Below are 26,845 nucleotides of genomic sequence, written 5' to 3'. Positions count from 1 at the left end.
GCGCGCGGATCGCATTTGCGCCACAATGGCCTCATCCGTCGGAGGAGGCCTCATGTCCGCAGCAGACGTCGACGATCTTCAGACTCAGCTCGAGACGCTGCGTGCCGAGAACCTACGGCTGCAACGCGATGCGGACCTCCGCGAGCGCCCGGTGCCGCGAAGCGGCGGAGGCGGGTGGTGGCGGGGGCTGGCATCGGCCGTGTGCATCGTCGTCGCGACGATCCTGGTCCCGGTGTCCATCGTGAGCGCCTGGGCACGGATCCAGCTCGTGGAGGAGGACGCGTTCGTCGCCTCGCTCGCCCCGCTCGTGGACGATCCGGCCGTGCAGGCTTTGATCATCGACGAGTCGATGGAGGCCATCTCCGCTCAGGTCGACTTCCAGGAGATCACTGCGGACGTGTTCGACGGAGTCGCGGCGCTGGGACTGCCTCCGCGGGCGGCCGACGCGTTGCAGCTGCTCGAGGCGCCCGCGGCCAACGGCCTGCAGAGCCTGGTGACCACGACGGTGACGCGCGTCGTCGAATCCGACGCGTTCTCCGAGGTCTGGGCCACGGCCACCCGCGCCGCCCACCGTGCCCTGGTCGGCACGGCGACCTCCGATGGCGGCGGCCTGGTGGTCCGCACGGACGAAGGCGTCGGCATCCAACTGGGGGCGGTCGTCGAGCGGGTCAAACAGAATCTCGTGGACCGTGGCCTCGGCGTGGCCGAGTTGATCCCCAGTGTCGATCGCGTCGTCATTCTCGGCGAGGGCCAGAACCTGGCGATGATCCGCACCGGATACGCGGTCGCCACCACCCTCGGGTACTGGCTGCCGGTGATCACGATCGCGCTCTTCGCGCTCGGCATCGCGATCGCCCGCCGACGCAGCGTAGCCGTCCTGGGCACCGGGCTCGGATTCGTCGTCGGGGGCGGCTCGCTCGCGGCGGTGCTGGCCGTGGGCGGGACAGCGATCGGCGGAGTAGCCGCATCGCTGGGCCTGGCCCCCGACGCGTTGAGCGTGATCTATGCGCAGCTGGTCGGCAACATGACGCAGACCGCGCTCGTGTTCGCGCTCCTGGGCGCCCTGATCGCCCTCCTCGGGTGGGTGATGGGGCGATCCGGCCCCGCGCAGGGGTTCCGGCGGACCATTCGCGGGGTGAATGCCTCGGCCCGCCGCCAGCTGGCAGCACGGGGTCTGAACACCGGCGCGTTCGGCATCTGGCTGGGCAGGCAGCGAATCCTGGTTCGGACGCTGGTGGCGGTATTGGCGGTCATCTGGCTGTTCGCACTGCGACCCGTTTCGCTGGGCGACGTCGCGCTCGTGCTCATCGTGTCCTTCGGCGCAGCCTGGATCCTGGAACTGCTGCAGCGCCGACCCGACGAGCTGAACGCCGCCTCTGCGGGCGCCCCGGTCACGGCCGGTGCGCAGGGGGACGACGCGGTTGCACCGGATGCCGAGACCACTGTGGTCGCGGCATCCGGCGACGCGCCCCTCAGACGGTGACCTCCACCCGCTGACGCACCTTGTGCGCGGCTTCCACGAGGTTCTCCAGGGCCTTGACCGTCTCGGGGTATCCACGTGTCTTGAGTCCGCAGTCCGGGTTCACCCAGAGCTGACGCAGCGGCAGTACGGCCGCGGCGCGTTCCAGGGTGGTGATTACTTCTGCGACCGTGGGCACGCGCGGGGAATGGATGTCATACACGCCGGGTCCGATGTCATGCGTGAATCCCCCGCCCGCGATGTCACCGATCACCCCGCCGCCGCTGCGGGCCGCCTCGATGGAGGTGACATCGGCGTCCAGCGCCGCGATCGCCTCGATCACCGCGTCGAAGTCCGAATAGCAGAGGTGCGTGTGGACCTGGGTCGCGGGCGCCGCGCCGGCCGTGGCGAGCCGGAAGGCGCCCACCGACCACTCCAGATAGGCATCGCGGTCCGCGCTCTTAAGGGGAAGGAGCTCCCGCAGCGCCGGCTCGTCGACCTGAACGATCCTCATGCCGGCGCCTTCGAGATCGGTGATCTCGTCGCGCAGCGCGAGGGCCACCTGACGCGCCGTCTCCTCCAAGGGCTGGTCATCGCGCACGAACGACCACGCCAGTATCGTCACCGGACCCGTGAGCATCCCCTTCACCGGGCGCTCGGTGAGCGACTGAGCGAAGGTGGACCATCCCACCGTGATCGGCTCGGGCCGCGACACGTCGCCCCAGAGGATCGAGGGGCGCGTCGCACGTGACCCGTAGGACTGCACCCACCCGTTCTCGGTCACGGCGAAGCCCTCGAGATTCTCCGCGAAGTACTGGACCATGTCGTTGCGCTCCGGCTCGCCGTGCACGAGCACATCGAGCCCGAGCTCCTCCTGCAGGCCGATCACCGCGAGGATCTCGACGCGGAGGAAGTCCTCGTAGTCCTCGGTGCGGAGCAGGCCGCGCGCGTGCTGTGCGCGCGCACGGCGGATGTCGGCGGTCTGCGGGAACGATCCGATCGTCGTGGTCGGCAGCAGCGGCAACCGGAGCGCCTCCGTCTGCGCCGTCCGACGCACCTCGTAGTCGCCGCGGACGACATCGTCTGCGCGCAGTGCCGCCGCGCGGACGCGCACGGCGGCATCTCGGACACCCGGCGCGTTGCGCCGGTCCGCGAGTGCGGCCGACGCCGCGGCGAGATCGCCCGTGAGGGCGGCCGGGCCCTCGACCAGCCCGCGAGCGAGGGCGACCACCTGGCCGACCTTCTGGTCGGCGAACGCCAGCCATGACACGAGACGAGGGTCCAGTCGAGGCTCGGCGGCGACGTCGTGCGGTACGTGCTGCAACGACGCGGAGGTCCCTGCGGACACGGCGGCGGCGCCGAGACGGCCGAGTCGCCCGAGAGCCGACCAGGAGGCGGCGAGGTCGCCCCGCCAGATGTTGCGCGCGTCGATGACTCCGCCGACCAGTGTCTTGGTCTCCAGCCCGGGGACAGCCGCGGGGACCGACCCGCGGCTCAGGTCCACCGCGAGCGCCTCGACCGGGGATGCCGCCAGCGCCCTCCACGCCGCATCCGACGGCGCGGCGTATGGGGCGGCGACGAGGATCGCCGGTCGACGGGTCCCGGCACCCAGCGCGCGGTAGGCGTGAGCGGCGGCATCCGCCAGTTCGTCCGGAGCAGCCGCGAGGTTCTCGCTGACCAGGGCGGGCTCGTCCAGCTGGACCCAGTCCGCGCCGGCCGCGCGGAGGTCGGTCAGCAGCGCAGCGTACACCGGCAGCAGATCTTCGAGACGGTCCAGGGGCCGGTAGCCCCGGGGTGCGGCATTCGACGGCTTCGCGAGCGCGAGCAGGGTCACGGGACCGACGAGCACCGGGCGGACGGCGAACCCGTCGGCGCGCGCTTCCGCCACCTGGCGGGCGAAGCGCGCGCTGGAGGGGGCGAAGAGCGTCTCGGGTCCGATCTCGGGAACAAGGTGGTGGTAGTTGGTGTCGAACCACTTCGTCAGCTCGAGCGGGGCGGTCTGCGTGTCCCCCCGCGCGGCGGTGAAGTACGCACCGAGCCCGACCGAGCCGTCTTGACCGCGGAGGCGGGCGAACCGGTCCGGGAGCGCACCGACCGCGGCCGCGGCATCGAGCACCTGATCGTAGAAGCTGAACGACTCGGGGATCGACGAGTTCTCGCGTTCGAGCCCGAGCGCGGCGAGATGCTCCCGCGTGCTGCGGCGCAGGTCCGCGGCGATCGCCTCGAGCTCCGGCTCGTCGATCTCGCCGGCCCAATGCGATTCGACGGCGCGTTTGAGTTCGCGATGCGCGCCGATGCGCGGATAGCCGAGAATCGTCCCGGCGGGGAAAGTGGGGCGGATGTCGCTCATCGTGCTGCCTCCTTGTGAGGGTGGGGGGTCAGGATGCCGGCTTCGCGGAGGACCGCGAGGACCGTGTCGTGATGGTTGAAGGCGTACAGGTGGATTCCGGGTGCGCCACCGGCGACGACGGCACGGACGAGCGCGGCCGCGTAGGCGACGCCGACCTCCCTTCGGCCGTCGGCGGTCGGCTCGATCTCGAGGGCGACCGCCAGTTCGCCGGGCAGGTCCTCGCCGCTGAGCTCGAGCACGCGGCGCAGTCGTCCGGGCGCGGTGATCGGCATGATGCCCGGCAGGATGGGAATGGTCACGCCGGCTTCACGCGCGCGGCTGACGAAGCTCAGGTAGTCGTCGGCGTGGAAGAACAGCTGGGTGATCGCGAGCGTCGCCCCGGCCGCCTGCTTGGCCACGAGAGCGTCGATGTGCTCGCGCGGATGCCGCGAGCGGGGGTGGCCGCGAGGGAACGCGGCGACCGCGATCTGAGCGCGCTCGCGTCGCTGGACGTGCGCGGCGCCAGGCAGTCCCGGCACCCTGGCCTCGGTGTACGGGACGCGCGCTGCCTGCACGCGGTCGATCAGCTGGACCAGTTGAGCGGAGCTCTCCAGATCCCCGAGGAACGCGGCGTCCTCGGATGAGCCGGCGGGCGGATCGCCGCGCAAGGCCAGAAAGCTCAGGATGCCGGCATCCAGGAATTCGCGAATGAGGGCAGCCGCGCCGGAGTACGTGTTTCCCACGCAGGTCAGGTGCGCCATGGGCTCGGTGTCGGTCGTCGCACGGATGCGGCGGAGGACCTCCAGCGAGCGGCCCCCGGTTGACCCTCCGGCACCGTAGGTGACCGACAGGAACGCCGGACCGGCATCGGCGAGGATCCTGATCGTGTCGTGCAGCGCGAGCGTCGCGGCATCGGAGCGCGGCGGGTACAACTCGAACGAGAACGGCAGCGGCGTCGGCACTGCCGGTGAGTCGGGGTGGAGCGGCATATCGCACTCTTCGGATCGATGACGGAGGCCGGACGGCCGCGGACAGCACACGGGTGCGCACTGTCATCGCGGGCGGGTGCCGGGCTCGGCTGTCGCTCCTGCCCGGATAGCTCCGGGCGACGATGGGTCGAAGTTAGCCGACCATCCGGTGGCAGGCGCCGCGTGTTTCCGCGTGTTTCGAGGTGCCTACGCGCAGATCTCTACCGCCATAGCCATCCCCGACGCGCGGTTTCGGACACCTGCATCGGCCGCGCCGAATACGGTGGGGGCATGACGAGAATCCTTCCCTTCGGCTCCTGGGACTCACCGCTCTCCGCCGCAGAAGTGACCGCGGCGACACCGCGCATCGAAGGCGCCCGCTTCGTGGGCGAGGAGATCTGGTGGGGGGAGGGGGTCCCTACCGAGGGTGGTCGGACGACCGTGCGCCGCCGTGATGCCGACGGCGCCGTGAGCGTCGTCCTGCCCCTGCCGTGGAGTGCACGCTCGCGTGTGCACGAGTACGGCGGTGCGGCGTGGACGACCACCGACGATGGAATCCTGCTGTTCGTGGAGAAGTCGGATCAGTGCGTGTGGGCACTCGTGCCAGGACAGGAGCCCCGTCGGCTCACCCCGCCCGACCAGGGGATGCGATTCGGCGGCCTCACCTGGCAGGACGGGCAGTTGCTCGCGATCCGTGAGATCCACGCCGGGTCACCGGTGCCGCAGCGGTCCATCGTTCGGATCGCGCTGGACGGGTCCGGGGTGACCCCGCTGGTCGCCGACAGCGACTTCCTCGCGCACCCGTCGCTGTCACCGAGCGGTCGCCGCCTCGCCTGGATCGCGTGGAACCACCCCGACATGCCCTGGGATCGCGCCGAACTCCGGGTGGGGCGGCTGGAGGACGGCATCGTCGTCGAGTGGACCACCGTGGCGGGCGGCAGCTCATCGCCCCTCCAGCCGGTGTGGATGGACGAAGACGATCTTCTCTACGCCGATGACACGAGCGGCCGCTGGAATCTGTGGCGCCGGCACCTGTCGGCAGCGCTCGAGGCGCATCCGGTCGCTCCGGCCGACGCCGACACCGGTGGTCCACTCTGGGTTCTGGGCAGCCGATGGTTCGCCCGGCTCGATGACGGGCGGGTGGTCGCCGTGCGCACCAACGGCGACGACGAGCTCACGCTGATCGACTCGGATGGCAGCGCCGCCGCGTTCGGTGCGCCGCTGAGCTCGGAGGTCCTCATCGAGGACGTCCGCGGTAACCGGGTGCTCGTCTCCGGGGCAGGGCCGAACTCCCCCGCGGGCCTCTGGGTGGTGGATGCGGATCGCCTCGAGGAGAGCGTGCTGGTCCGGGGCGGGTCCGTTCCATGGGGGCCCGAATGGATGCCGCAACCCCGTCCCGCGACCTTCGAGGGTCCGGGAGGCCCCGTGCACGCATTCGACTACCCGCCGACGCATCCGGACACGGACGGGCCGGACGGGGAGCAACCCCCGTATCTGCTGTACGTCCACGGCGGGCCGACCACTCACCGGGGCGGGGCGGCGTCTGGCCGCATCGCCTATTTCACCAGCCGCGGGATCGGCGTACTCGACGTGAACTACGGCGGGTCCAGCGGCTACGGCCGGGCCTACCGCGAGCGCCTGCGCGGACAATGGGGCGTCGTCGATGTGGAGGACGTCGCGGCCGCCGCGACCGGGCTGGCGAACTCGGGTGGCGCCGATCCGGCGCGGATCACGATCGCCGGCGGCTCCGCCGGTGGTTGGACCGTCCTGGCCGCGCTCGTGCAAACGGATGTCTTCGCCGCGGGCATCTCGCGCTACGGCGTCGGTGATGCCCGGGCGCTGGCCGTCGACACGCACGACTTCGAGGCACGGTACCTGGACGGACTCATCGGCCCGCTGCCCGACGCCGAGCAGCTGTACCTCGAGCGGTCACCACTGTCCCACCCGGATCGGTTCCGGGTGCCCCTGCTGCTGCTCCAGGGCGCGGAGGACCCGGTCGTGCCTCCTGCGCAGTCCGAAGCCATCCGCGACGCGCTCGCGGCACGCGGGATCCCGCACGCGTACGTCGTCTACGAGGGCGAGGGCCACGGATTCCGACGGGCGGACAACGTCGTGAACGCGCTCGAGACCGAGCTGGCCTTCTTGGGCGCGGTCTTCGGCTTCGACACGCCGGGGGTACCGCCGCTGGAGCTGAGTCGAGGCTCCTAGACCGCGAAAGGTGCGAGCTCGGCGGCCAGCCGCTCCGACACGTGGGCGTGCAGCGCCGTACCGGCAGCCTCATGCGTCTGCGACACGATGTGCCCGGACTCGTGGGCGGCCGAGACGAGGTCGCCGCGGTCGTAGGGAACGAGCGCTCGGACCTCGACGGCCGGCAGCGGAAGCGCCGCCTCGATCGCGGCGCGCAGCTCGGCGATGCCCTCCCCCGTCCGCGAGGACGCGAACAGGGCGCGGGGCTCCAGGCCCCGCAGAACCATGCGAGTGTCATCGTCGACGAGGTCGGCCTTGTTGAACACCACGATCTCGGTGATGTCCCGCGCACCGACGTCGCCGATCACATCGCGCACCGTCTGCAGCTGCGCCGCGGGGTCGGGGTGCGCGGCATCCACCACGTGCACGATGACATCGGCGTCGCCGACCTCCTCGAGCGTGGAGCGGAACGCTTCGACGAGCTGGTGCGGAAGGTTGCGGACGAAGCCGACGGTGTCGGTCAGCGTATAGACGCGACCGTCCGCGGCCTCGGCGCGCCGAACCGTGGCATCCAGCGTTGCGAACAGCGCGTTCTCGACAAGCACACCCGCGCTGGTCAGGCGGTTGAGCAGGCTCGACTTGCCGGCGTTCGTGTATCCGGCGATGGCCACCGACGGGATCGTGTTGCGCTTGCGCTCGGCGCGCTTCGCATCGCGGGCGGGAGCGAAATCGCGGATCTGACGACGCAGCAACGCCATCTTCGTGCGGATGCGGCGGCGGTCGAGCTCGATCTTCGTCTCACCCGGGCCGCGCGAGCCCATCCCGGCACCACCGGCGCCGACCTGGCCACCGGCCTGGCGGCTCATCGAGTCACCCCATCCGCGCAAGCGCGGGAGCAGGTACTCCAGCTGGGCCAGCTCGACCTGCGCCTTGCCCTCGCGGCTCTTGGCGTGCTGGCTGAAGATGTCCAGAATGACGGTCGTCCGGTCGATGACCTTGACTTTCACGACGTCCTCGAGCGCGCGCCGTTGGCTGGGGGCGAGCTCGGTGTCGGCGATCACGGTGTCCGCGCCGAGCGCGGCGACCAGGTCGCGCAGCTCCTGCGCCTTGCCGCGACCGAGGTAGGTCGCCGGGTCGGGGTGCGGTCGTCGCTGCAGCACCGCGTCGAGCACGACGGCGCCGGCGGTCTCGGCGAGGGCGGCGAGCTCGCGCAGCGAGTTCTCGGCATCCTCCTGCTCCCCCTGGGGGTGCACGCCGACGATCACGACGTTCTCGAGCCGCAGCTGCCGGTACTCGACCTCGCTGACGTCCTCGAGCTCGGTGGACAGTCCGGGGACGCGGCGCAGCGCAGCGCGCTCCTCGCGATCCCACTGTTCGCCGTCGGTGTCGGTGCGCGAGAATGCCGCCTCGTTCTGAAGCGCCTGGGCGGCACCGAACACGCGCACGCCCGAATGCGCGGCAGCGCGCTCGAGCACACGGGCGACCGGGTCCACCGGCGTCTCGTCGGTGCTCGTCGGGGTTGTCGTATCCGTCATCGGTTCCTTCCGTGATTGCCGTAAACTCTAGCTCCCCGACCGGGGATCTCCTCCGCTACGCTCTCAGGATGGGGGAGGACCACTATTTCAGCGCGTCGCCCGCCAGTGCCGAGAACCTACGTCGCGTTCGCGTGACTCTGGCCGGCTCCGAGGTCGAGGTGACCACGGCTGGCGGCGTGTTCAGTCCTGACCACATCGACACCGGTACCGCGGTGCTGCTGGCCAACACCCCTCCCCCGCCGCCCGGAGGGCATCTGCTGGATCTGGGATGCGGGTGGGGCCCGATCACGCTGTCGTTGGCGATCGATTCACCGCATTCCACGATCTGGGCTGTGGATGTCAATGAGCGAGCCCTTGACCTGGTGCAACGAAACGCCGACGCTCTCGGCCTCGCCAATGTCAACGTCGCGCACCCTGACGATGTTCCCGACGACGTGACGTTCCGAACGATCCGCTCGAACCCGCCCATCCGCGTCGGCAAGAACGAGCTCCACGGCCTGCTCGAGCGCTGGATCCCCCGCTTGGACGAACGGTCGGACGCCTGGCTGGTCGTGCAGCGCAACCTGGGATCCGATTCGCTGCAGCGATGGCTGGCAGCGTCCTTCACCCCGGGGTTCAGCGTGCACCGCGCCGCGACGGGTCGTGGATTCCGCGTGCTCAAGGTCCGACGCCACGGCACCCCGCGGACCGGCGCGATCACCCTGCCCTGACCGGGACAACCGTTCAGGCGAGCGCGACCTCGCCGGAGTAGACCAGCGTCGCCGGACCGGACAACAGCACGTGAAGGTCGCCGCGGACCCGCAGCATCCGCACACCGAGCGTGCCGCCCGGGACATCAACGGTCCATCGGTCCGGCGCTGCGGCGCCGGCCCAGTGGCGCACCGCCAGGGCGGCGGCGGCGACTCCGGTTCCGCAGCTGAGCGTCTCCCCGACGCCGCGTTCGAACACGCGCATGCGGATGGAGCCGACACCCTCCCGCACCAGCGGGTCGCTGGGGACCACGAACTCGATGTTGGCGCCGTGCGGCGGCTCCGGCTGCAGCTGCGGACGCGCCGCCAGGTCGAGGGCGTCCAGTTCCTCGGTGTTCGACAGCGCGACCACGACGTGCGGGTTGCCGACGTCGATGCCCTGCCCGGGACGGGGCACCCCGAGCCCCCGCGCGCGGACCAGGACCTCGTCCGGCTCCACCCGCCAGGGACCGAGGTCGGCTTCGAATCCGAGGTCGCTGCGGGTCACGCTCTTCACGCCGGCACGGGTGCCGATCGACAGCGGCCTCTCATCCAGCACCGCCCAGCCGGCGTCGGCGAGATAGCGGGCGAAGACGCGGATGCCGTTCCCGCACATCTCGGCCTTCGAACCGTCCGCGTTGCGGTAGTCCATGAACCATTCGGCGCCTTCCGCCGCGGCATCCGATCCCTCGTCGATCGCTGCGGAGCGCACCACGCGAAGGATCCCGTCGGCACCGATGCCGAAGCGGCGGTCGCACAGCACCGCGACCTGGTCGTCGCTGAGATCCAGCGCCCCGTCGGCGTCGGGGATCACGACGAAGTCGTTGCCCGTGCCGTGACCTTTCGTGAAGGGGACGGTCTGCGGCATCCGTCCAGCATACGGTTCTTCGGCCACCGCTCTTCGGGCGGCGACGGCAGACACGGGGACTCTCGCAGTCACGCGGTGGGCCGAGCCACGCGGACGGTCAGTCGGCGATGAGCCTCGCGACGGACTCGGTGCCTCTCCGCGCGAACGCGCGGACGCCGGTCATGACTCGAGTATCCGGTGCACCAGGTCATCGGCGTCCGCCGCTGACCACACAACGTTCGCGTAGCGCGTGAACCACGACACCTGACGCCGGGCGTAGCGCCGCGTGAGCGCCTGGGTCTCGGCGATCGCCTCGGCCCGGCTGGCGTCGCCGCGCAGCTGCGCGAGAGCCTGGGCGTAGCCGATCGCCCGCCGGGCGGTCACCCCGTCCTCGATTCCGAGGGGGCGCAGTGCATCGGCCTCGTCCACGAGTCCGTCAGCCCACATGCGCTCTACCCGCGCGTTCAGTCGCACGACGAGTTCGTCGCGGGGCGCGGTGAGACCGATCACCGTCGCGGGGCGCCAGGGAACCGGCTTCTCCGGGAGCGCTGCCCCGTGCGTCTTGCGCCCCTGTGCGAGCACCTCGAGCGCACGCACCACGCGTCGGCCGTTGCGGGGATCCACCCGAGCTGCCGTATCCGGATCCACTGTGCGCAGCCGCTCATACAGCACACCCGGTCCGTGGCGCACGAGCTCGGCTTCCAGCTGCGCGCGCAGGGCATCGTCGCGGGGCGGAAAGCGGAAGTCGAACAGCACGCTCGAGACATACAGCCCCGAACCGCCGACCAGGATCGCGGAGGAGCCTCGGTCGAGGACGCCTTCGATCGCCGTTCGGGCGGCGTGCTGATACCAGGCCACGGCCGCCTCCTGTGTGACGTCGAGGACATCGAGCATGTGATGAGGGATGCCGCGGCGTTCGCCCACCGGGAGCTTGGCCGTGCCGATGTCCATGCCGCGGTAGAGCTGCATCGCGTCGGCGTTGACGATCTCCGCGGATCGGCCCCGCGCGGCGAGAGCCTCGGCCAGGTCGAGCGACAGCTCCGACTTGCCTGTGCCGGTGGCGCCGACGACGGCGTACAGCCGCGCGTCGTGGACCGGTGCGCTCACACCCCGACGCGCAGCGTGGGCAGTCCGAGCGACACGGCACGGGGAGCGCCCTCCGAGTGGCCCCCGCTGACCGGAATCGCGCACGATTCGGCCTGGGTGCGATCCCACGCGTCGCCTGCCCGGGTGCGGCGCACGCGCAGCGGCGCCCCGTCGGTGTCCGCGAGCAGGTGGAACGGCGCCGCGTGTGTGATCCGGACCGAGACGACATCCCCGGGGCGCGGAATGTCGCTTCCCGAGGGGACCTCGAAGTGGATCAGCCGATTGTCTTCGGCGCGGCCCGTGAGACGGTGGGTCTCGGCATCCTTCTTGCCCTCTCCCATCGAGACCAGAACCTCGACCTGCCGGCCGAGCTGTGCCTGGTTCTCCTCGAGGCAGATGCGGTCCTGGAGCGCCATGAGCCGGTTGTACCGCTCCTGCACGACTTCCTTCGGAACCTGGTCGGGCATCGTCGCGGCGGGGGTGCCTTCACGGATGGAGTACTGGAACGTGAAAGCGCTCGAGAACCGCGACTGCTCCACCACGCGCATCGTCTCTTCGAAATCCTCGTCCGTCTCACCCGGGAACCCGACGATGATGTCGGTGGTGATCGCCGCATTCGGGATGCGGTCACGGACGCGGTCCAGGATGCCCAGGAACCTGTCGCTGCGGTACGAGCGGCGCATCGCCTTCAAGACGCGGTCGCTGCCCGACTGCAGCGGCATGTGCAGCTGCGGCATGACCGCCGGTGTCTCTGCCATCGCGTCGATGACATCGTCGGTGAAGGCCGCGGGGTGGGGGCTGGTGAAGCGGATGCGCTCGAGTCCCTCGATCTCTCCGGCTGCACGCAGGAGCTTGCCGAACGCCTGGCGGTCGCCGAACTCGACACCGTACGAGTTCACGTTCTGACCGAGCAGCGTGACTTCGATCGCCCCGTCCTCCACGAGCAGGCGGATCTCGTTGAGGATGTCGCCCGGCCTGCGGTCCTTCTCCTTGCCGCGCAGGCTGGGCACGATGCAGAACGTGCACGTGTTATTGCAGCCGACGGAGATCGACACCCAGCCGCTGTAGATGCTGTCGCGCTTGGTGGGCAGTGTGGACGGGAAGATCTCGAGCGATTCGAGGATCTCGAGCTCGGCCTCGCCGTTGTGCCGGGCGCGTTCGAGAAGACGAGGCAGCGAACCCATGTTGTGCGTGCCGAAGACGACGTCCACCCACGGCGCCTTGTCCAGCACCGCCTGCTTGTCCATCTGCGCCATGCACCCGCCGACCGCGATCTGCATGCCCTCCTTGCGACGCTTCACCGAGGCCAGGTGCCCGAGCGTGCCATAGAGCTTGCCCGCCGCGTTGTCGCGGACCGCACACGTGTTGATGATCACGACGTCGGCTTCTTCGCCCGTCGCGGCCCGGAGGTAGCCGGCGCTCTCCAGGGAGCCGGAGAGCCGTTCGGAGTCGTGCACGTTCATCTGACAGCCGAAGGTGCGCACCTCGTAGGTTCGGACGCGTCCGTCGGCTGCGAAGGAAGCGGGTGACGGCGCGATCGTCGTCGGCGCTGAGGACGGAGGAGTCATGATGCCCTCCATTCTACGAGCCGGGTGCGTGGACCCGGCTCGCGTCGCCTCAACGGATGCGGCCGCGGATGCGCGCCGCGGACAATGCGGTGCACACCACCGCGATGACCACAAGGATGACGACGACGAACCAAGCCGACACCACCCAGTCTCCGACGCTCAGATCGAGCCCGTAGAACGTGCGGAGCGCCTGCTCGGCGCCCGGGGCGTCGGCGGTGATCGCCGCAAGGGTGTCCTCCGAGAACTCGCGGCGCAGAAGCATGCCCGCCTGCGCGAAAGGCAGCGCCGCGACGACAGAGGCGACCGAGTCGGGAAACGCTCCGATGGGGATGTAAGCCGCTGCGATGAACCCGAGGACCGTTCCCACAATCGTCGCCAGACCCGAGAATGCGCCGCTGGTGCGAACGAAGGAGACCACGAGCGCGGACACCGACGTGAATGCGATGCACGCGAGCATCACGATCAGAACGCTTCGCCCGATCGCCGGGACGGTCAGCCAGGTTCCACGCACCACGCCCAAGTACACGACACTGACGGCGAGGACGAACACGGAGAGAATGACGGCAACCGACGCCGCCGACAGAAGGTAGCCCAGCACGAGCTGACCGCGTCGCAGAGGTGCGACGAGAAAGTCACGAAAGCGTCCGGACTGATCGTCGTCCACCAGCACCGCGAGTCCGCCCAGTCCGGTCGTGACGGTGGTGATCAGCACGATTCCGGCGAACATCCAGCTGTCGACGAACGCCTGCACGTCGGCGGTCGAGGCACCGGGGAGGGAGTTCGCGAGGTCGTCGGTCTGCAGGTTGCCGAGGAACAGCGTGTAGAGCCCGAACAGGATCACGGCTCCCAGAAGGGAGAAGAAGACGTTCAGCCGGTCGCGGAAGAAGATGCGCAGGTTGCGTCCGACGATTGCCAAGACGACGCTCATGCCGCCGCCACCTCGGCTGCGGAGCGCCCGGTGAGCGCGAGGAACACATCGTCCATCCGCCCGTGCCGGAATTCGAAGTCGCGAACGGCGTCACCGTGCGCAGCCAGGAGGCGACGAGCCGTCTGCGCCCCCTCCACGGCGATGACGACCAGGTCGCCGTCGCGGGTCGGATCCGCGCCGGCCGCGCGGGCCAGCGCGATCAGGGCCGCAGGATCGTCCGTGGTCACCGTGAGCAGGCTGCGGCTGTACTGCGCGCGCAGGCGTGCGGGCGTGTCGTCGGCGATGATCCGTCCGTCGTCGATGATGCAGACCCGCGCGGCTTCTTCGGTTTCCTCGAGATAGTGCGTCGTCAGGAACACCGTGAGGTCACTGCGGACGCTGAGCTCGTGGAGCGTATGCCACACGAGGGCCCGGCTGGCCGGATCGAGTCCCGCCGTCGGCTCATCCAGGAAGAGCACGGCGGGCTCGTGCAGCAGCGCGCGGGCGATGTCGACGCGCCGGCGCTGTCCGCCGGAGAGCTTTCCGTAGCGCCTGTCCAGGAACTCCTCCAGTCCGATCAGCCCGGACACGTCCGTGATCCTGGCCGCCAGCGATCCCGGTGCCAGGCGAGACAGACTCCCCCGCAGGCGCAGATTCTCTCGCACGGTCAAAAGCGGGTCTAGCAGCGACTCTTGGAAGACCACCCCGATCGATTCGCGGACCTGGTCGCCCTCACGACGTACGTCGTGACCCCTGACCCGGACCTCGCCGGCGTCGAAGGGAAGGACAGTGGTGAGGCATCCGATCGTCGTGGACTTGCCGGCCCCGTTCGTCCCGACGAAGGCGAACACCCCTCCGTCGGGAACGGAGAACGAGATGTCATCGACGGCGACCTTGTCCCGGTACCGCTTCGTCAGTCCGACCACTTCGATCGCCATTTCGCCCCCGTCGCGCTCCTGTCCACCGTAACGTGAGCGTCCGCCCATGGCGGGCGGTCAGCGGAACTGAACGCCGCCCCCGCCGCGTTGCTCGGTGAGGGCCGTACGCGCTGCGGTGGATGCCGCCGATCCTGAGTATCCGCGTCGCGCGAGCTGACCCATCAGGCGCCGCATGGCGGTGTCCATGTCGTAGCTGCGCAGCCCGTTGGCCTTGCTGCGTGCGTACTCCAGCGCCCGCTCATCGTCATCGTCGGGAAGCGCAGCGAGCGCCGCGTCCGCCACGTCTCTGGCGATTCCGCGCGTGCTGAGCGTTTGCGCGATCGCGCGGCGTCCCTGACCCTTGCGACTCGTACCCGCGTACAGCAGCTGCTCCGCCAGGACGGCGTCGTCGATCCAGCCGCGACTGATGAAGCGCTCGACCGTGGCCTCGACGATGGCGGGTGCGACACCGCGCTGCGCGAGGAAGGTGCGTGCCTCTCGCTCGGAGAGTGCGCTGCGGCGAAGCCGACGCGTCAGGAGCGCGTCGGCGTCCTCAGCGGAGGAACCCACCTGTTCGTCATCTTCATCGTCGACCGAGAGTTCGGCGCCGACGTCCTCGCCCGCAGTGGGCTCGAGGGGGATCGTCCAGCGCACTGGTTGCTTGTCGGCCGGCTCGGCCCCGGGCAGGTAGGTGACGGGGGCGAGTCGCTCGCCCCCGTCACCTTCGTGGGAGATCATCAGGCCGGACGCCGCGCAGCCAGCTCGTCGCTGGTGGCCTCGACGACCTTCGGCTGGCCGATGCCGAGCTTCACCTTGATCTTCGACTCGATCTCATTCGCGACATCCGCGTTCTTGAGGAGGAAGTTGCGCGCGTTCTCCTTGCCCTGGCCGAGCTGCTCGCCGTCGTAGGTGTACCACGAGCCGGACTTCTTGACGATCTCGTGCTCGACGCCGAAATCGATCAGGCTGCCCTCGCGAGAGATGCCCGTGCCGTAGAGGATGTCGAACTCGGCCTGCTTGAACGGCGGGGCCATCTTGTTCTTGACGACCTTCACCCGCGTGCGGTTGCCGATGGCATCGGTGCCGTCCTTCATGGTCTCGATGCGGCGGATGTCCAGGCGCACCGAGGCGTAGAACTTCAGTGCCTTGCCTCCGGCGGTCGTTTCGGGGCTGCCGAAGAAGACCCCGATCTTCTCGCGCAGCTGGTTGATGAAGATCATGGTGGTGTTGGTGGTGTTCAGCCCACCGGTGAGCTTGCGGAGCGCCTGAGACATCAGGCGTGCCTGCAGGCCGACGTGCGAATCGCCCATCTCGCCCTCGATCTCTGCCTTCGGCACGAGTGCGGCGACGGAGTCGATGACGATCAGGTCGATGGAGCCGGAGCGGATCAGCATGTCGGCGATCTCGAGCGCCTGCTCCCCTGTGTCGGGCTGCGAGACCAGGAGCTGGTCGATGTCGACGCCGAGCTTGGCCGCGTAATCGGGGTCGAGCGCGTGCTCGGCGTCGATGAACGCGGCGATGCCGCCCAGCTTCTGCGCATTGGCGATCGCGTGGAGCGTCAGTGTCGTCTTTCCCGACGACTCCGGTCCGTAGATCTCGACGATGCGACCCCGCGGCAGACCGCCGATGCCGAGCGCGACATCCAGCGCGATGGATCCGGTCGGGATCACTTCGACGGGCGCTCGGTCGTCGCTGCCCAGTCGCATGACCGAGCCCTTCCCGAACTGCCGGTCGATCTGGGCGAGGGCCGATTCAAGGGCCTTCTCGCGGTTTTCGGGTGAGGGCATGGCGTGCTCCTTATGCTCGCGTTCCGTCGCCTGTAGGCTGTCGCGCTCCACCCCGAGGGTCGGAGAGGATGCTGCGACAAGGCGTGTGGTGTCATCTGACGTGGTTCACGCTAGGGGCGGGCTCCGACATCGCGTCTTCGCCTCTCCCTGACGTGTGGACAACCACGCTTCCGACACCTTCTGTGCAGAAGCCTAGGTCGGCTATCGAACAGATCTTCGACGACACGCCGCGGGATCGGTTGTCGAGTAGCGCGCGCAGCGCGCGTATCGAGACACGACGACACGCCGCGGGATCGGTTGTCGAGTAGCGCGCGCAGCGCGCGTATCGAGACACGACGACACGCCGCGGGATCGGAGGTCGAGTAGCGCGCGCAGCGCGCGTATCGAGACACGACGACACGCCGCGGGATCGGAGGCAGCGCCGAGACGGACCGGCGCCGCTCGTCAGCGTCCCTTCGCCTCGACCCGCCCGACGCCGTAGCGCCGCTCGGGCGGAACGTCGGTCTCCGCGCACAGAGCGAGCCATACCTCGCGAGCGGGGATGCCGGCATCCAGAGCCTGTGCAGCCGTGCGGTTTCCGACTCCGGTCAGCACGAGGTCCGCGATCAGGGCACTGCCATTCGGACCGAATTCATCTCGGACGGCACGCTCGAACTCACTGCGTCGCATGGTTCTCCCGCTGGTTCAGGCGTTCACGCGCGGTTCTGAGCGCCCTCGACGGGCGGTTGTGCACCGGCACGCGGCACTCAGCGAAGCGAGAGTTCGGCGTCGACGGAGGCGACGAGATCGTCGGGCACGACATCGGGGAAGGAATGGATGCCTTCGATGACGGAGATCCGGTCTCCGACTTCACGCATGATCGTCGAGATGGGAACGTCGAGCGCTTCGGCGACCGACGCAAGAATCTCGCTCGACGCTTCTTTCTGACCGCGCTCGACTTCACTCAGATAGCCCAGAGCCACGCTCGCACGACTGGCGACCTGACGGAGGGTGCGGCCTTTCTGCTGCCGGAAGTCACGAAGGACTTCGCCGATCTCTTGACGTACAAGTATCATCTGGTCCCCCCTCCTCACTTCTGCTCGACTCTGTTTCCGGGTGGATAACGGTACAACACCGGTTGACGCCAATCTAATCCCGCGGGCTGTGGAATGGGTGGGAATCGCGGAATGTAACCGACCCGAAACACGAGGTATTCCCTCGCGGGCAGTTGCGCTCACGCCACCTCATCGACGGCGATCGCCAGGGCCGTGCGGGCTGCCTCGGATCGGATCTGCTCCCGCGTCCCGCCGAAGGCGAAAGCCTCGACGCGCACGGTGAGCGGGGTGGCGACCGCGATGTAGACGGTGCCCACCGGCCGGCCGCCCTGCGTTGCCGGGCCGGCGACGCCCGTCGTGGCGATGCCCACGTCCGCGGCGACCCCGCCGTGGCCGGCGAGTTCGCGCACCCCGAGGGCCATCTGCCGCGCTACGTCCGGGTGCACCGGACCCTCTGTGGCGAGCAGGTCCGGGTCCACGCGCAGCAGGCTGTGTTTGAGGTCGGTGGCATAGGCCACCAGTCCGCCGCGCAGGCAGGCCGAGGCTCCGGGGACGGAGACGAGGGATGCCGTCACCGATCCCCCGGTCAGCGACTCGGCGACGGCGAGACTCCAACCGCGCGCGACGAGGCGCTCGATGAGCTCGCGTGCCGCGGAGGACGCGGCATCCGTCACGCGACGCTCCGACCCCGACGCGCCGCGCGCAGTTCGGTGAGGACGTAGTCGATGCCGCTGGCGACCGTGAGCACCACGGCGATCGTCATCGTCACCCCGTTGACCCAGAAGATCCAGTCGCCGACCAGTGTCCACAGCGGCACGAGGGCGAGCGACAGCGCCACCGCCTGAGCGACCGTCTTGAGCTTGCCCATCCATGCGGCGGCGACGACGTGGTCGCCGGCGACGACCAGCCGGTGCACGGTGATCCCGACCTCGCGGATGAGCACGACGATCGTGATCCACCAAGGCAGCTCCCCGAGGATGGAGAGCCCGATGAAGGCGAATCCGGTGAGCACCTTGTCGGCGATCGGATCGAGAAGTTTGCCGAGATCGGTGACGATCTCGTACCGACGGGCGATGTACCCGTCGATGCCGTCGGTGGCGATCGCCACGATGAACAGCACCGCCGCCCACCATCGCAGCGCTCCGTCGGCTCCGCCGTCGGCCAGCAGCAGCCAGAGGAAGACCGGCGCGCACAGGATGCGCACGATCGTGATCGCGTTGGGCAGCTGGCGCGGCACCGCCATGTCAGTCACGCCCCGTCAGGCCCCAGGCATCGTCGTCGCCCTCGGCTTCGACCTCGAGGAGTCCCTCGAACTGGGCGTCCACCGGGTCGGCGGTGCGCGACGGAGCGTCGTCGCCGCGGAGTCGTCCGAGCACCTCGGGGAGCTGTTCCACGGAGACCAGGACGTCACGGGCCTTGGAGCCTTCGGACGGGCCGACGATCTCGCGGGATTCGAGCAGGTCCATGAGACGGCCCGCCTTCGCGAATCCCACGCGAAGCTTGCGCTGGAGCATCGAAGTGGAGCCGAACTGTGTCGATACGATGAGCTCGGTGGCGGCCAGCAGCAGCTCGAGGTCGTCGCCGATGTCGGCGTCGATCTCCTTCTTCTCCGTCGCGACGGCGACCTCGCGATACTCCGGCCGCGCCTGAGCGGTGACGTGCTTGACGACCCGCTCGATCTCGGCCTCGCTCACCCACGCGCCCTGCACGCGGATGGCCTTGGACGTTCCCATCGGCAGGAAGAGCGCGTCCCCCTGCCCGATCAGCCGGTCGGCCCCGGGCTGGTCGAGGATGACGCGGGAGTCGGTGACGCTCGTCACTGCGAAAGCCAGGCGCGACGGCACGTTCGCCTTGATCAGCCCGGTCACGACATCGACCGACGGACGCTGCGTGGCCAGCACGAGGTGGATGCCGGACGCGCGGGCGAGCTGGGTGATGCGGACGATGGAGTCCTCGACATCCCGCGGGGCCACCATCATCAGGTCGGCCAGCTCATCGACGACGACGAGCAGGTACGGGTAGGGCTTGAGGACCCGCTCGCTGCCGGGGGGCAGCACCACCTCGCCCGCGACCACCGCGCGGTTGAAGTCGTCGATGTGGCGGTAGCCGAACGACGCGAGGTCGTCGTACCGCATGTCCATCTCCTTCACGACCCACTGCAGCGCCTCGGCCGCCTTCTTCGGGTTCGTGATGATGGGCGTGATCAGGTGCGGCACGCCGGCGTACGAGGTCAGTTCCACACGCTTCGGGTCGATCAGCACCATGCGGACGTCCGACGGCTTGGCCTGCATGAGAAGGCTCGTGATCATCGAGTTGACGAAGCTGGACTTGCCTGAGCCGGTGGAGCCGGCCACGAGCAGGTGGGGCATCTTCGCGAGGTTCGCGACGACGTAGCCGCCACCGACGTCCTTGCCGACGCCGATCGTCATCGGATGGGTGGCCTTCTGTGCGGCCGCCGAGCGGAGCACGTCGCCGAGCGTCACGATCTCGCGATCCGCGTTGGGGATCTCCACGCCGATGGCGCTCTTGCCGGGGATCGGAGCCAGGATGCGCACTTCGTTGGATGCCACGGCGTAGGCGATGTTGTTGGTCAGCGCGGTGATGCGCTCGACCTTCACGCCATGCCCGACCTCGATCTCGTATTGGGTCACCGTGGGTCCGCGGGAGAACCCCGTCACCCGGGCATCGACCTGGAACTGCTGCAGGACGCTCGTGATCGCGGCCACGACGGAGTCATTGGCCGCCGAACGCGTCTTGTGCGGTGTGCCCGCCGCCAGCGCCTCGACCGACGGCAACCGGTACGTGGCCGACGGCGCCTGGCGCGGGCTGTCGCCACCGAGTCCGGACAGTCCGGGCAGTACGCCGTCATCCGGGGGCCCGGCGCTCTCGTCGTCGCGAAGGGCGGTGTCGGCCTTGCGCGCCCCGCGCGAGCCGGTGGAGACCGGGATGGGCTCGATGACCTCGGTGAGCGCCTCGGACGGAACGGGCGGCGGGGGTATGGTCACCGCGGCCTGCTCGAACCCGCCCTGACTCGCTCCGGGAGTCAGCAACTCGGTCAGGTCCTGCGACCCGATCCCGCTGTCGACGTCCTTCTCGCGACCGGTCTTGTTGCGGCGCCACCAGGGCAGCGAAGAATCCTCGTCCGCGGAGTCGGCTTCGGCGTCCGCGGGCGCCGGCTGCGGACGCTCCGCATCGAACATCCACGCGTACAGATCGCCCAACCGCCGACCGATGCGGTTCGGCGGCGTCTTCGTGAGGATCAGGATGCTGAGCGCCGTCAGGACCCCGAGCACGGCGCACGCACCGATGTCGGTGATCAGCAGCGCGAGCGGCTCCCCCACCATCCATCCGAAGACTCCTCCGGCGTCGCTCAAAGCGGGCAGGCCCTCCCGGGGCTGCGGGCGGCCTCCGCCCACGTGGCAGAACCCGGCGACCGTGACCACGAACAGCGTGAATCCGATGCCGATGCGGCCGTTGTCGTGCACCGATGCCGGATGCCGGAACAGCCAGCCCGCGAGCAGGAGCAGCAGCACCGGCAAGACGAACGCCACGCGGCCGACGAGGCCACCGGTCGTATAGGCACTGACGTTGCGCGCGATTTCGCTGCCGATGAAGAACCACTCGTTGACGGCGCCGGCGATCGCCAGCAGCACGATCAGGAATGGCAGGCCGTCCCGCCGTTGGTCCTTCTCCAGCGTCTCGGGCCCGAAGGCCCGGAACAGGCCGCCGGTGGCGTGGGCGAGGCCCATCCAGGCGCGCACGAGCAGAGGCGGTTTCTCGTCCTCGCCGACGTATCGTTTGGGAGCGGGCGCGGGCTTGCGGGCGCGCGACGAAGACGCGTTCGCGGGCGCACGACCATTCTTGGTCGGGCTTGAGCTCCTGGCCATGACCTCCACGCTACGTCGACAGAGCCGAAAAAGCCCGCAACGACGCGACCGTACCCACTCGGCCCCGGTCGCGGATCAGCGCAGGATCTTGACCATCGTGTCGCGCCCGAAGCCGCTCTGCGTCACCGCGAACCCTTCGCTGCGGTACAGCGTCACAGCGAAATTGCCCCGTTCCACGCTCAGGCTCAGGCGGGCGTAGCCATCCGCGCGAGCCCGCTCGGTGAGGGACTGCAGGAGCGCTCTGCCCACGCCGTGCGCGCGCCAGATCGGTCGCACGCCGATGATGAGCTCCGGAACGCCCGTCCCGACGTAGCCGAACCCCGGATCGCTGCGCGGCAGCAGTCGGTACCACGCCGCGCCGATGGGCGCGCCGGCCCCATCGAGCGCGAGAAACCCGACATCAGTGGGACGCTGCCACCCGGACACGTAACGGCTGTGCTCCGGAGAGGTGATCACCTGATGCTTCGGAAGCGCCGCACCCGGCCGCCAGTTGGCGGCTTCCACGACCATGTCGCCGAGGAAGCCGCCGTCGGCTTGGACGGCCGGGCGGACGCTGAAGGATGCCATCGCGCGATAGTACCGGCATCCCGAGCGTTGCTCAGGCCTCGATCACCAGCGGGATGATCATGGGCCGGCGACGCAGCTGCTGGTTGACCCAGCGGCCGATGACGCGTCGCACGACCTGGGAGAGAGCGCGCGAGTCGCGAACCCCGGACTGGGCGGCCTCGGCGAGCGCCGCGGCGATCTTGGGCTTGACGCTGTCGAAGACCGTGTCGTCCTCCGCGAAGCCGCGCGCGTGGATCTCCGGACCGGTGATGATCCGGCCGGTCGCGGCATCCACCACGACGATGACCGAGATGAAGCCCTCTTCGCCCAGGATGCGACGATCCTTCAGGTCCGCCTCGGTGATCTCGCCCACCGTCGAGCCGTCCACGTAGACGAAGCCGAGGTCGAGCTGGCCCACGACGCGCGCGTCGCCGTCCTTCAGGTCGATCACGGTGCCGTTCTCGCCGATGATGGTCCGTTCGGCCGGGATCCCGGTGTCCTGCGCGAGTCGCGCATTCGCCATGAGGTGCCGGTATTCGCCGTGCACGGGCAGGACGTTCTTCGGCTTGATGATGTTGTAGCAGTAGAGCAGCTCGCCGGCCGCGGCGTGTCCGGAGACGTGCACCTTGGCGTTGCCCTTGTGCACGACGTTCGCTCCGAGCTTGGTGAGCCCGTCGATGACGCGGTACACCGCGTTCTCATTGCCGGGGATGAGGCTGGAAGCGAGGATCACGGTGTCCCCGGGACCGGGCTCGATCTCGTGGTCGTTGTTCGCCATGCGGCTGAGCACCGCCATCGGCTCTCCCTGGGAGCCCGTCGACATGTAGACGATCTGGTCGTCGGGAAGGTCACGCGCCTTCTTGTAGTCGATGAACACGCCCTGAGGCACGTGCAGGTATCCGAGGTCCTCGGCGATGCCCATGTTGCGGACCATGCTGCGTCCGAGCAGCGCCACCCGGCGGCCGTTGGCCGCTGCGGCGTCCAGAACCTGCTGAACGCGGTGGACATGACTGGAGAAGCTCGCGACGATCACCCGACGGGGCGCCTTGGCGATGACCTGGTCCAGCACGGGACCGATGCTGCGCTCCAGCGGGGTGAAGCCGGGGACGTCGGCGTTGGTCGAGTCCACCAGGAACAGGTCGACGCCTTCCTCACCCAGTCGCGCGAAAGCGCGCAGGTCAGTGAGGCGTCCGTCGAGCGGCAGCTGGTCCATCTTGAAGTCGCCCGTGGCCAGCACCATGCCGGCGGGGGTGCGGATGGCCACCGCGAGCGCGTCCGGGATCGAGTGGTTGACCGCGACGAACTCCAGATCGAACGGTCCGATCCGCTCATGCTGACCCTCGGTCACCGTCAGGGTGTACGGCTTGATGCGGTGTTCCTTGAGCTTCGCCTCGATCAGCGCGAGCGTGAGGCCCGAGCCGATGAGGGGGATGTCCTGCTTCAGTTTCAGCAGGTACGGCACCGCCCCGATGTGGTCCTCGTGGCCGTGCGTGAGCACGACTCCGACCACATCGTCGAGGCGGCTCTTGATCGGCTCGAAGTCGGGCAGGATCAGGTCGACGCCGGGCTGGTGCTCCTCGGGGAACAGCACGCCGCAGTCGACGATGAGAAGTTTCCCACCGTATTCGAAGACGGTCATGTTGCGGCCGATCTCCCCCAGCCCTCCGAGGGGGGTCACGCGCAATGTTCCGGCCTCGAGGGCGGGTGGGTCGTACACGGTGCTGGGCATCAGTCACCTTCCTGGGGATGCCGAAGCATCCGCGCTCGCGTGCACGCCCCGCTCAGCGGGTCGCGTGCCGCATCATCTTGTTGTTCCTGGGACCTTCGGCAGTGCGCCGCCCGCGGCGGCGTTGCGGTCGGGACGGAAGTTGGAGAAATCGGCGCCGGGCACGTCGCGGACCAGCGCGAGCTCGTCCTCGATCTTGGCGGCCTCCCACTCCTCGGGACCGACCAGGGGCAGGCGGACACGAGGGCTGCTGATCCGGCCGAGGCCGTGGAGGATGTACTTCGCCGACACGGTGCCGGGTACGTGTGTCATCACGGCGCGCACGAGCGGTTCGAGCTGCTGATGCGCGGCGGTCGCCGCCGCGAGGTCACCACGGTTGACGGCATCCACGATCGCCCGGTAGGGCTGCGCGGCGATGTTGGCGGTGACCCCGATCAGTCCGGTGGCACCGATCGACAGATGCGGCAGCACGTTGGCGTCATCGCCGGAGAAGTACATCAGGTCGGTCTGGTTGAGCACGCGGCTGACCTCGCTGAAGTCGCCCTTGGCGTCCTTGATGGCCAGCACGTTCGGGTGCTTCGCGATCCGGAGGATCGTCTCGTAACGGATCGGCACCCCGGTCCGACCGGGGATGTCATACAGGATGACCGGCAGGTCGGTGGCATCGGCGACGAGGCGGAAGTGCGTCAGGACGCCCGCCTGCGTCGGCTTGTTGTAATACGGCGTGACGATCATGATGCCGTCCGCGCCCACCTTCTCGCTGGCTTTGTAGAGCTCGATCGCGTGCGCGGTCTCGTTCGACCCTCCGCCGGTGATGATCTTGGCGCGACCCGAGGCGACGTCCTTGCCGACCTCGACGAGGCGGATCTTCTCGGCATCCGTCAGCGTGCTCGTCTCACCGGTCGTGCCGGTCACGACGATGCCGTCGGCTCCCGCGGTGATCACGTCGTCCATGTGCTTCTCGACGGCGGGCCAATCGACTTCGCCGTCGGCCGCCATGGGAGTGACGAGCGCAACGAGCACCTGACCGAAGGGATTGGCGGTGTGCGTCATGAGATCAGGCTATCGGCTCGGTGCGGGCCGGTCATCCGCCGGGGCCTCGGCGGCGCCCGGCAGCAGCCGCTCCGCGGCTGGTGTCAGAGTCGGCGATCGAGGCTGCCGCGCGTTCGGTTTCGCACTCGATTGCGGCAGTGCGGATCAGCGGCCGCGTTCGCCGGCGGTCGCAAGCACACGGGCGGGCAGGACGCGGGTGAGCGCGACGAGCGCCTTGTAGCGCAGCGACGGCACCGAGACCGCCCTCCCCCGCGCGACGTCGCGCAGAGCCTCTGATACGACGACGCGGGCGTCCAGCCACATCCAGTCCGGCACGCCCTCCTCGCCCGGCGGCAAGCCCATCCGCTCGTGGAAGCCGGTGTGCGTGAACCCGGGGCAGACCGCCGTCACCGTCACGCCACGGCCCGCGTAGCGGGCGTGAGCCCAGCGGCTGAAGCTGATGAGCCAGCCCTTCGAGGCGCCGTAGGTCGATCGGGGCAGGAAGCCGGCCACCGAGGCGACGTTGACGATGCGTCCGCTCCGGCGTTCGAGCATCGGACCGAGAGCTGCGTGGGTGAGGCGCATCGGAACCTCGACGAGCAGGTCGAGGTGGCGGACCTCGTCCTCGATGTCGTTGCGGGCGAAGCTCAGTGGCAGCCCGAAGCCGGCGTTGTTCACCAGCATGTCGATGGGTCGTTCCGGATCGGTCAGCCGTCGGCGCACCCTGTCGATCTGATCCTCGACCACCAGGTCCGCCGGAAGCACCTCCGCGGTCACGCCGAACTGCGCGCCCAGCGTCGCAGCGAGATCGTGCAGCGCGTCCTTGTCGCGGGCGACAAGCACCAGGTCGGTTCCGCGGGCAGCGAGCTGACGGGCGAACTCGGCGCCCAGACCGGAGCTCGCTCCCGTGATGAGTGCAGTTCTGGACATGCGCAGAAGCTTAGGCGGATGCGGTTCGCTCGTACCGGAGGAACCGGTAGTGGATGCCACCGGCCGAGACGTGCTCCCCCCGCGCCGGGTCTACGGCGCCAAGCCGGAAGCGCTGCGGATCGATGTCCGGCGCACGCACATCGGCGGGCGCGGTGGCGAAGCCCCCCGGGTGGGTCAATTCCGTGACCTCGAGACGGTCGGCCTTGCCGAGCGTCTGCGCGAAGACCGTGCCTCCCCCGATGATCCAGATCCACTCGGGTCGATCCGACGCCGCCAGCTGCAGCGCCGCATCCACGGAATCCGCGCGGTCCGCACCCTCGGCGGACCAGTCCGCCTGGCCGGTGATGACGACGTTGCGGCGGCCCGGCAGCGGGCGATACCGCGGCGAGAGCGAGTCCCAGGTTCCCCGGCCCATCACCACTGGCGACCCGAACGTGATCTGCTTGAAGTGCGCCAAGTCCTCGGCCACGTGCCAGGGCATGCCGCCGTTTCGCCCGATCACGCCGTCGTCGGCCTGCGCCCAGATCAGGCCGATTCTCGGGGCACCGCTCATACCGCGACGGCGCCGCGGATCGCGGGGTGGTGCTGGTACCCCTCGACGACGAAGTCGTCGTACTCGTAGTCGAAGATCGACTCGGGCGTGCGGGTGATGCGCAGAGTCGGCGGCGCAAAGGGCTCGCGCTCCAGCTGCAGCCGGACTTGCTCGAGGTGGTTGTCGTAGATGTGGCAGTCGCCGCCGGTCCACACGAAGTCCCCGACCTCGAGTCCGGTCTGCTGCGCGACCATGTGGGTCAGCAGCGCATACGAGGCGATGTTGAAGGGAACGCCCAGGAACAGGTCGGCGCTGCGCTGGTACAGCTGGCAGGACAGGCGCCCGTCGGCCACGTAGAACTGGAACAGCGCGTGGCAGGGCGCCAACGCCATGTCCGGAATATCGGCAGGGTTCCAGGCCGACACGATGAGACGGCGGGAGTCGGGGTTTCGGCGGATCTCGTCGATGACCCCGGCGATCTGATCGATCGTCTCGCCGGACGCGGTCGGCCAGGATCGCCACTGCACGCCGTACACCGGACCGAGTTCACCGGAGGAGTCCGCCCACTCGTCCCAGATCGTGACGCCGTGCTCCTGAAGCCACGAGACGTTGGACTCGCCGCGCAAGAACCACAGCAGCTCGTACACGATCGATTTCATGTGCACCCGCTTGGTGGTCACCAGCGGAAAGCCCTGCGAAAGGTCGAAGCGCAGCTGTCGGCCGAACACGCTGCGCGTGCCCGTCCCGGTGCGGTCCGTCTTGAGCACACCATGCTCGAGCACGTCGCGCAGCAGGTCTTCGTAGGGGGTCGGGATGGTCGCAGACATCGAATCGATGCTA

Annotated in this window: 24 protein-coding genes; 3 read left to right on the top strand and 21 right to left on the bottom strand. The window is 69.2% G+C overall.

The annotated features are described in order from the left end of the window. Positions 1 to 52: 52 nt before the first annotated feature. Positions 53 to 1,483, top strand: coding sequence for a hypothetical protein (locus tag ABD655_RS06955; protein WP_344712707.1), 1,431 nt, complete (start codon positions 53 to 55; stop codon positions 1,481 to 1,483). Here the strand turns inward: ABD655_RS06955 and metE are convergent. Together metE and ABD655_RS06945 are read right to left on the bottom strand one after the other, a co-directional pair. After that, the gene (gene metE, locus ABD655_RS06950) at positions 1,473 to 3,809 is read right to left on the bottom strand and encodes a 5-methyltetrahydropteroyltriglutamate--homocysteine S-methyltransferase (RefSeq protein WP_344712705.1); all 2,337 of its coding nucleotides are present in this window, start codon (positions 3,807 to 3,809) and stop codon (positions 1,473 to 1,475) included. The two genes, ABD655_RS06955 and metE, sit on opposite strands and share 11 nt — an antisense overlap. Continuing rightward, positions 3,806 to 4,777: a methylenetetrahydrofolate reductase gene (locus tag ABD655_RS06945; RefSeq protein ID WP_344712703.1), complete on the bottom strand. Its 972-nt coding sequence runs from the start codon at positions 4,775 to 4,777 to the stop codon at positions 3,806 to 3,808. Before ABD655_RS06945 ends, metE begins: the two co-directional genes overlap by 4 nt. 270 nt (positions 4,778 to 5,047) lie before the next feature. Here ABD655_RS06945 and ABD655_RS06940 point away from each other — a divergent pair, with 270 nt between their 5' ends. Beyond that, on the top strand, positions 5,048 to 6,964 hold the full coding sequence (locus tag ABD655_RS06940) for a S9 family peptidase (RefSeq protein ID WP_344712701.1): 1,917 nt from the start codon (positions 5,048 to 5,050) through the stop codon (positions 6,962 to 6,964). On the opposite strand, the gene hflX is transcribed toward ABD655_RS06940, so the two are convergent. Then, the gene (gene hflX, locus ABD655_RS06935) at positions 6,961 to 8,478 is read right to left on the bottom strand and encodes a GTPase HflX (RefSeq protein ID WP_344712699.1); all 1,518 of its coding nucleotides are present in this window, start codon (positions 8,476 to 8,478) and stop codon (positions 6,961 to 6,963) included. The two genes, ABD655_RS06940 and hflX, sit on opposite strands and share 4 nt — an antisense overlap. A 68-nt stretch (positions 8,479 to 8,546) precedes the next feature. Here hflX and ABD655_RS06930 point away from each other — a divergent pair, with 68 nt between their 5' ends. Next, entirely contained in the window at positions 8,547 to 9,188 is a 642-nt protein-coding gene (locus ABD655_RS06930) for a class I SAM-dependent methyltransferase (RefSeq protein ID WP_344712696.1), read from the top strand. Between the two features lie 13 nt (positions 9,189 to 9,201). On the opposite strand, the gene dapF is transcribed toward ABD655_RS06930, so the two are convergent. The 18 genes from dapF to ABD655_RS06840 all read right to left on the bottom strand — a co-directional run bounded on the left by dapF (position 9,202) and on the right by ABD655_RS06840 (position 26,832). After that, positions 9,202 to 10,074, bottom strand: a complete 873-nt coding sequence (dapF, locus tag ABD655_RS06925; protein WP_344712695.1) for a diaminopimelate epimerase — start codon at positions 10,072 to 10,074, stop codon at positions 9,202 to 9,204. Positions 10,075 to 10,233: 159 nt separating this feature from the next. Continuing rightward, positions 10,234 to 11,160 carry a tRNA (adenosine(37)-N6)-dimethylallyltransferase MiaA gene (gene miaA / locus ABD655_RS06920; protein WP_344712694.1) on the bottom strand — a complete coding sequence of 309 codons (927 nt, stop codon included), beginning with the start codon at positions 11,158 to 11,160 and terminating at the stop codon, positions 10,234 to 10,236. After that, entirely contained in the window at positions 11,157 to 12,707 is a 1,551-nt protein-coding gene (miaB, locus tag ABD655_RS06915; protein WP_344712693.1) for a tRNA (N6-isopentenyl adenosine(37)-C2)-methylthiotransferase MiaB, read from the bottom strand. Before miaB ends, miaA begins: the two co-directional genes overlap by 4 nt. Positions 12,708 to 12,756: 49 nt before the next feature. Then, entirely contained in the window at positions 12,757 to 13,635 is an 879-nt protein-coding gene (locus ABD655_RS06910; RefSeq protein WP_344712692.1) for an ABC transporter permease, read from the bottom strand. Next, positions 13,632 to 14,552: an ABC transporter ATP-binding protein gene (locus tag ABD655_RS06905; RefSeq protein WP_344712690.1), complete on the bottom strand. Its 921-nt coding sequence runs from the start codon at positions 14,550 to 14,552 to the stop codon at positions 13,632 to 13,634. The genes ABD655_RS06910 and ABD655_RS06905 overlap by 4 nt, the downstream gene beginning before the upstream one ends. Before the next feature lie 57 nt (positions 14,553 to 14,609). Further along, positions 14,610 to 15,269 (bottom strand): regulatory protein RecX, encoded by a 660-nt coding sequence (locus ABD655_RS06900; RefSeq protein WP_344712688.1) that lies wholly within the window; start codon positions 15,267 to 15,269, stop codon positions 14,610 to 14,612. Beyond that, positions 15,269 to 16,318 (bottom strand): recombinase RecA, encoded by a 1,050-nt coding sequence (gene recA / locus ABD655_RS06895; RefSeq protein ID WP_344712687.1) that lies wholly within the window; start codon positions 16,316 to 16,318, stop codon positions 15,269 to 15,271. Before recA ends, ABD655_RS06900 begins: the two co-directional genes overlap by 1 nt. 444 nt (positions 16,319 to 16,762) lie before the next feature. Continuing rightward, a complete protein-coding gene (locus ABD655_RS06890) occupies positions 16,763 to 16,987 on the bottom strand; it encodes a DUF3046 domain-containing protein (protein WP_344712684.1) in 225 nt (74 codons plus the stop codon). 77 nt (positions 16,988 to 17,064) lie between these two features. Next, a complete protein-coding gene (locus ABD655_RS06885) occupies positions 17,065 to 17,373 on the bottom strand; it encodes a helix-turn-helix domain-containing protein (protein WP_257502690.1) in 309 nt (102 codons plus the stop codon). 158 nt (positions 17,374 to 17,531) lie between these two features. Further along, the gene (locus tag ABD655_RS06880; RefSeq protein WP_344712680.1) at positions 17,532 to 18,026 is read right to left on the bottom strand and encodes a CinA family protein; all 495 of its coding nucleotides are present in this window, start codon (positions 18,024 to 18,026) and stop codon (positions 17,532 to 17,534) included. Further along, positions 18,023 to 18,595 carry a CDP-diacylglycerol--glycerol-3-phosphate 3-phosphatidyltransferase gene (pgsA, locus tag ABD655_RS06875; RefSeq protein WP_344715728.1) on the bottom strand — a complete coding sequence of 191 codons (573 nt, stop codon included), beginning with the start codon at positions 18,593 to 18,595 and terminating at the stop codon, positions 18,023 to 18,025. The genes ABD655_RS06880 and pgsA overlap by 4 nt, the downstream gene beginning before the upstream one ends. 1 nt (position 18,596) lies before the next feature. Further along, complete coding sequence (locus ABD655_RS06870; RefSeq protein ID WP_344712678.1) at positions 18,597 to 21,239, bottom strand: DNA translocase FtsK; 2,643 nt, start codon at positions 21,237 to 21,239, stop codon at positions 18,597 to 18,599. A gap of 75 nt (positions 21,240 to 21,314) precedes the next feature. Beyond that, positions 21,315 to 21,806, bottom strand: a complete 492-nt coding sequence (locus tag ABD655_RS06865; RefSeq protein ID WP_344712676.1) for a GNAT family N-acetyltransferase — start codon at positions 21,804 to 21,806, stop codon at positions 21,315 to 21,317. Positions 21,807 to 21,837: 31 nt separating this feature from the next. Next, positions 21,838 to 23,514: a ribonuclease J gene (locus ABD655_RS06860; RefSeq protein ID WP_344712673.1), complete on the bottom strand. Its 1,677-nt coding sequence runs from the start codon at positions 23,512 to 23,514 to the stop codon at positions 21,838 to 21,840. Positions 23,515 to 23,586: 72 nt separating this feature from the next. Next, positions 23,587 to 24,564: a 4-hydroxy-tetrahydrodipicolinate synthase gene (gene dapA, locus ABD655_RS06855; RefSeq protein ID WP_344712672.1), complete on the bottom strand. Its 978-nt coding sequence runs from the start codon at positions 24,562 to 24,564 to the stop codon at positions 23,587 to 23,589. Positions 24,565 to 24,708: 144 nt separating this feature from the next. Then, entirely contained in the window at positions 24,709 to 25,473 is a 765-nt protein-coding gene (locus ABD655_RS06850; protein WP_344712671.1) for an SDR family NAD(P)-dependent oxidoreductase, read from the bottom strand. Between the two features lie 10 nt (positions 25,474 to 25,483). Further along, on the bottom strand, positions 25,484 to 26,026 hold the full coding sequence (locus tag ABD655_RS06845) for a dihydrofolate reductase (RefSeq protein ID WP_344712670.1): 543 nt from the start codon (positions 26,024 to 26,026) through the stop codon (positions 25,484 to 25,486). After that, positions 26,023 to 26,832, bottom strand: coding sequence for a thymidylate synthase (locus ABD655_RS06840; protein ID WP_344712669.1), 810 nt, complete (start codon positions 26,830 to 26,832; stop codon positions 26,023 to 26,025). Before ABD655_RS06840 ends, ABD655_RS06845 begins: the two co-directional genes overlap by 4 nt. Positions 26,833 to 26,845 lie beyond the last annotated feature (13 nt).

The organism is Microbacterium terregens, assembly GCF_039534975.1.
GTDB classification, from domain to species: Bacteria; Actinomycetota; Actinomycetes; order Actinomycetales; family Microbacteriaceae; genus Microbacterium; species Microbacterium terregens.
The sequence above is the reverse complement of the archived record's forward strand: the minus strand, read 5'-3'. Positions and strand labels throughout refer to the sequence as shown.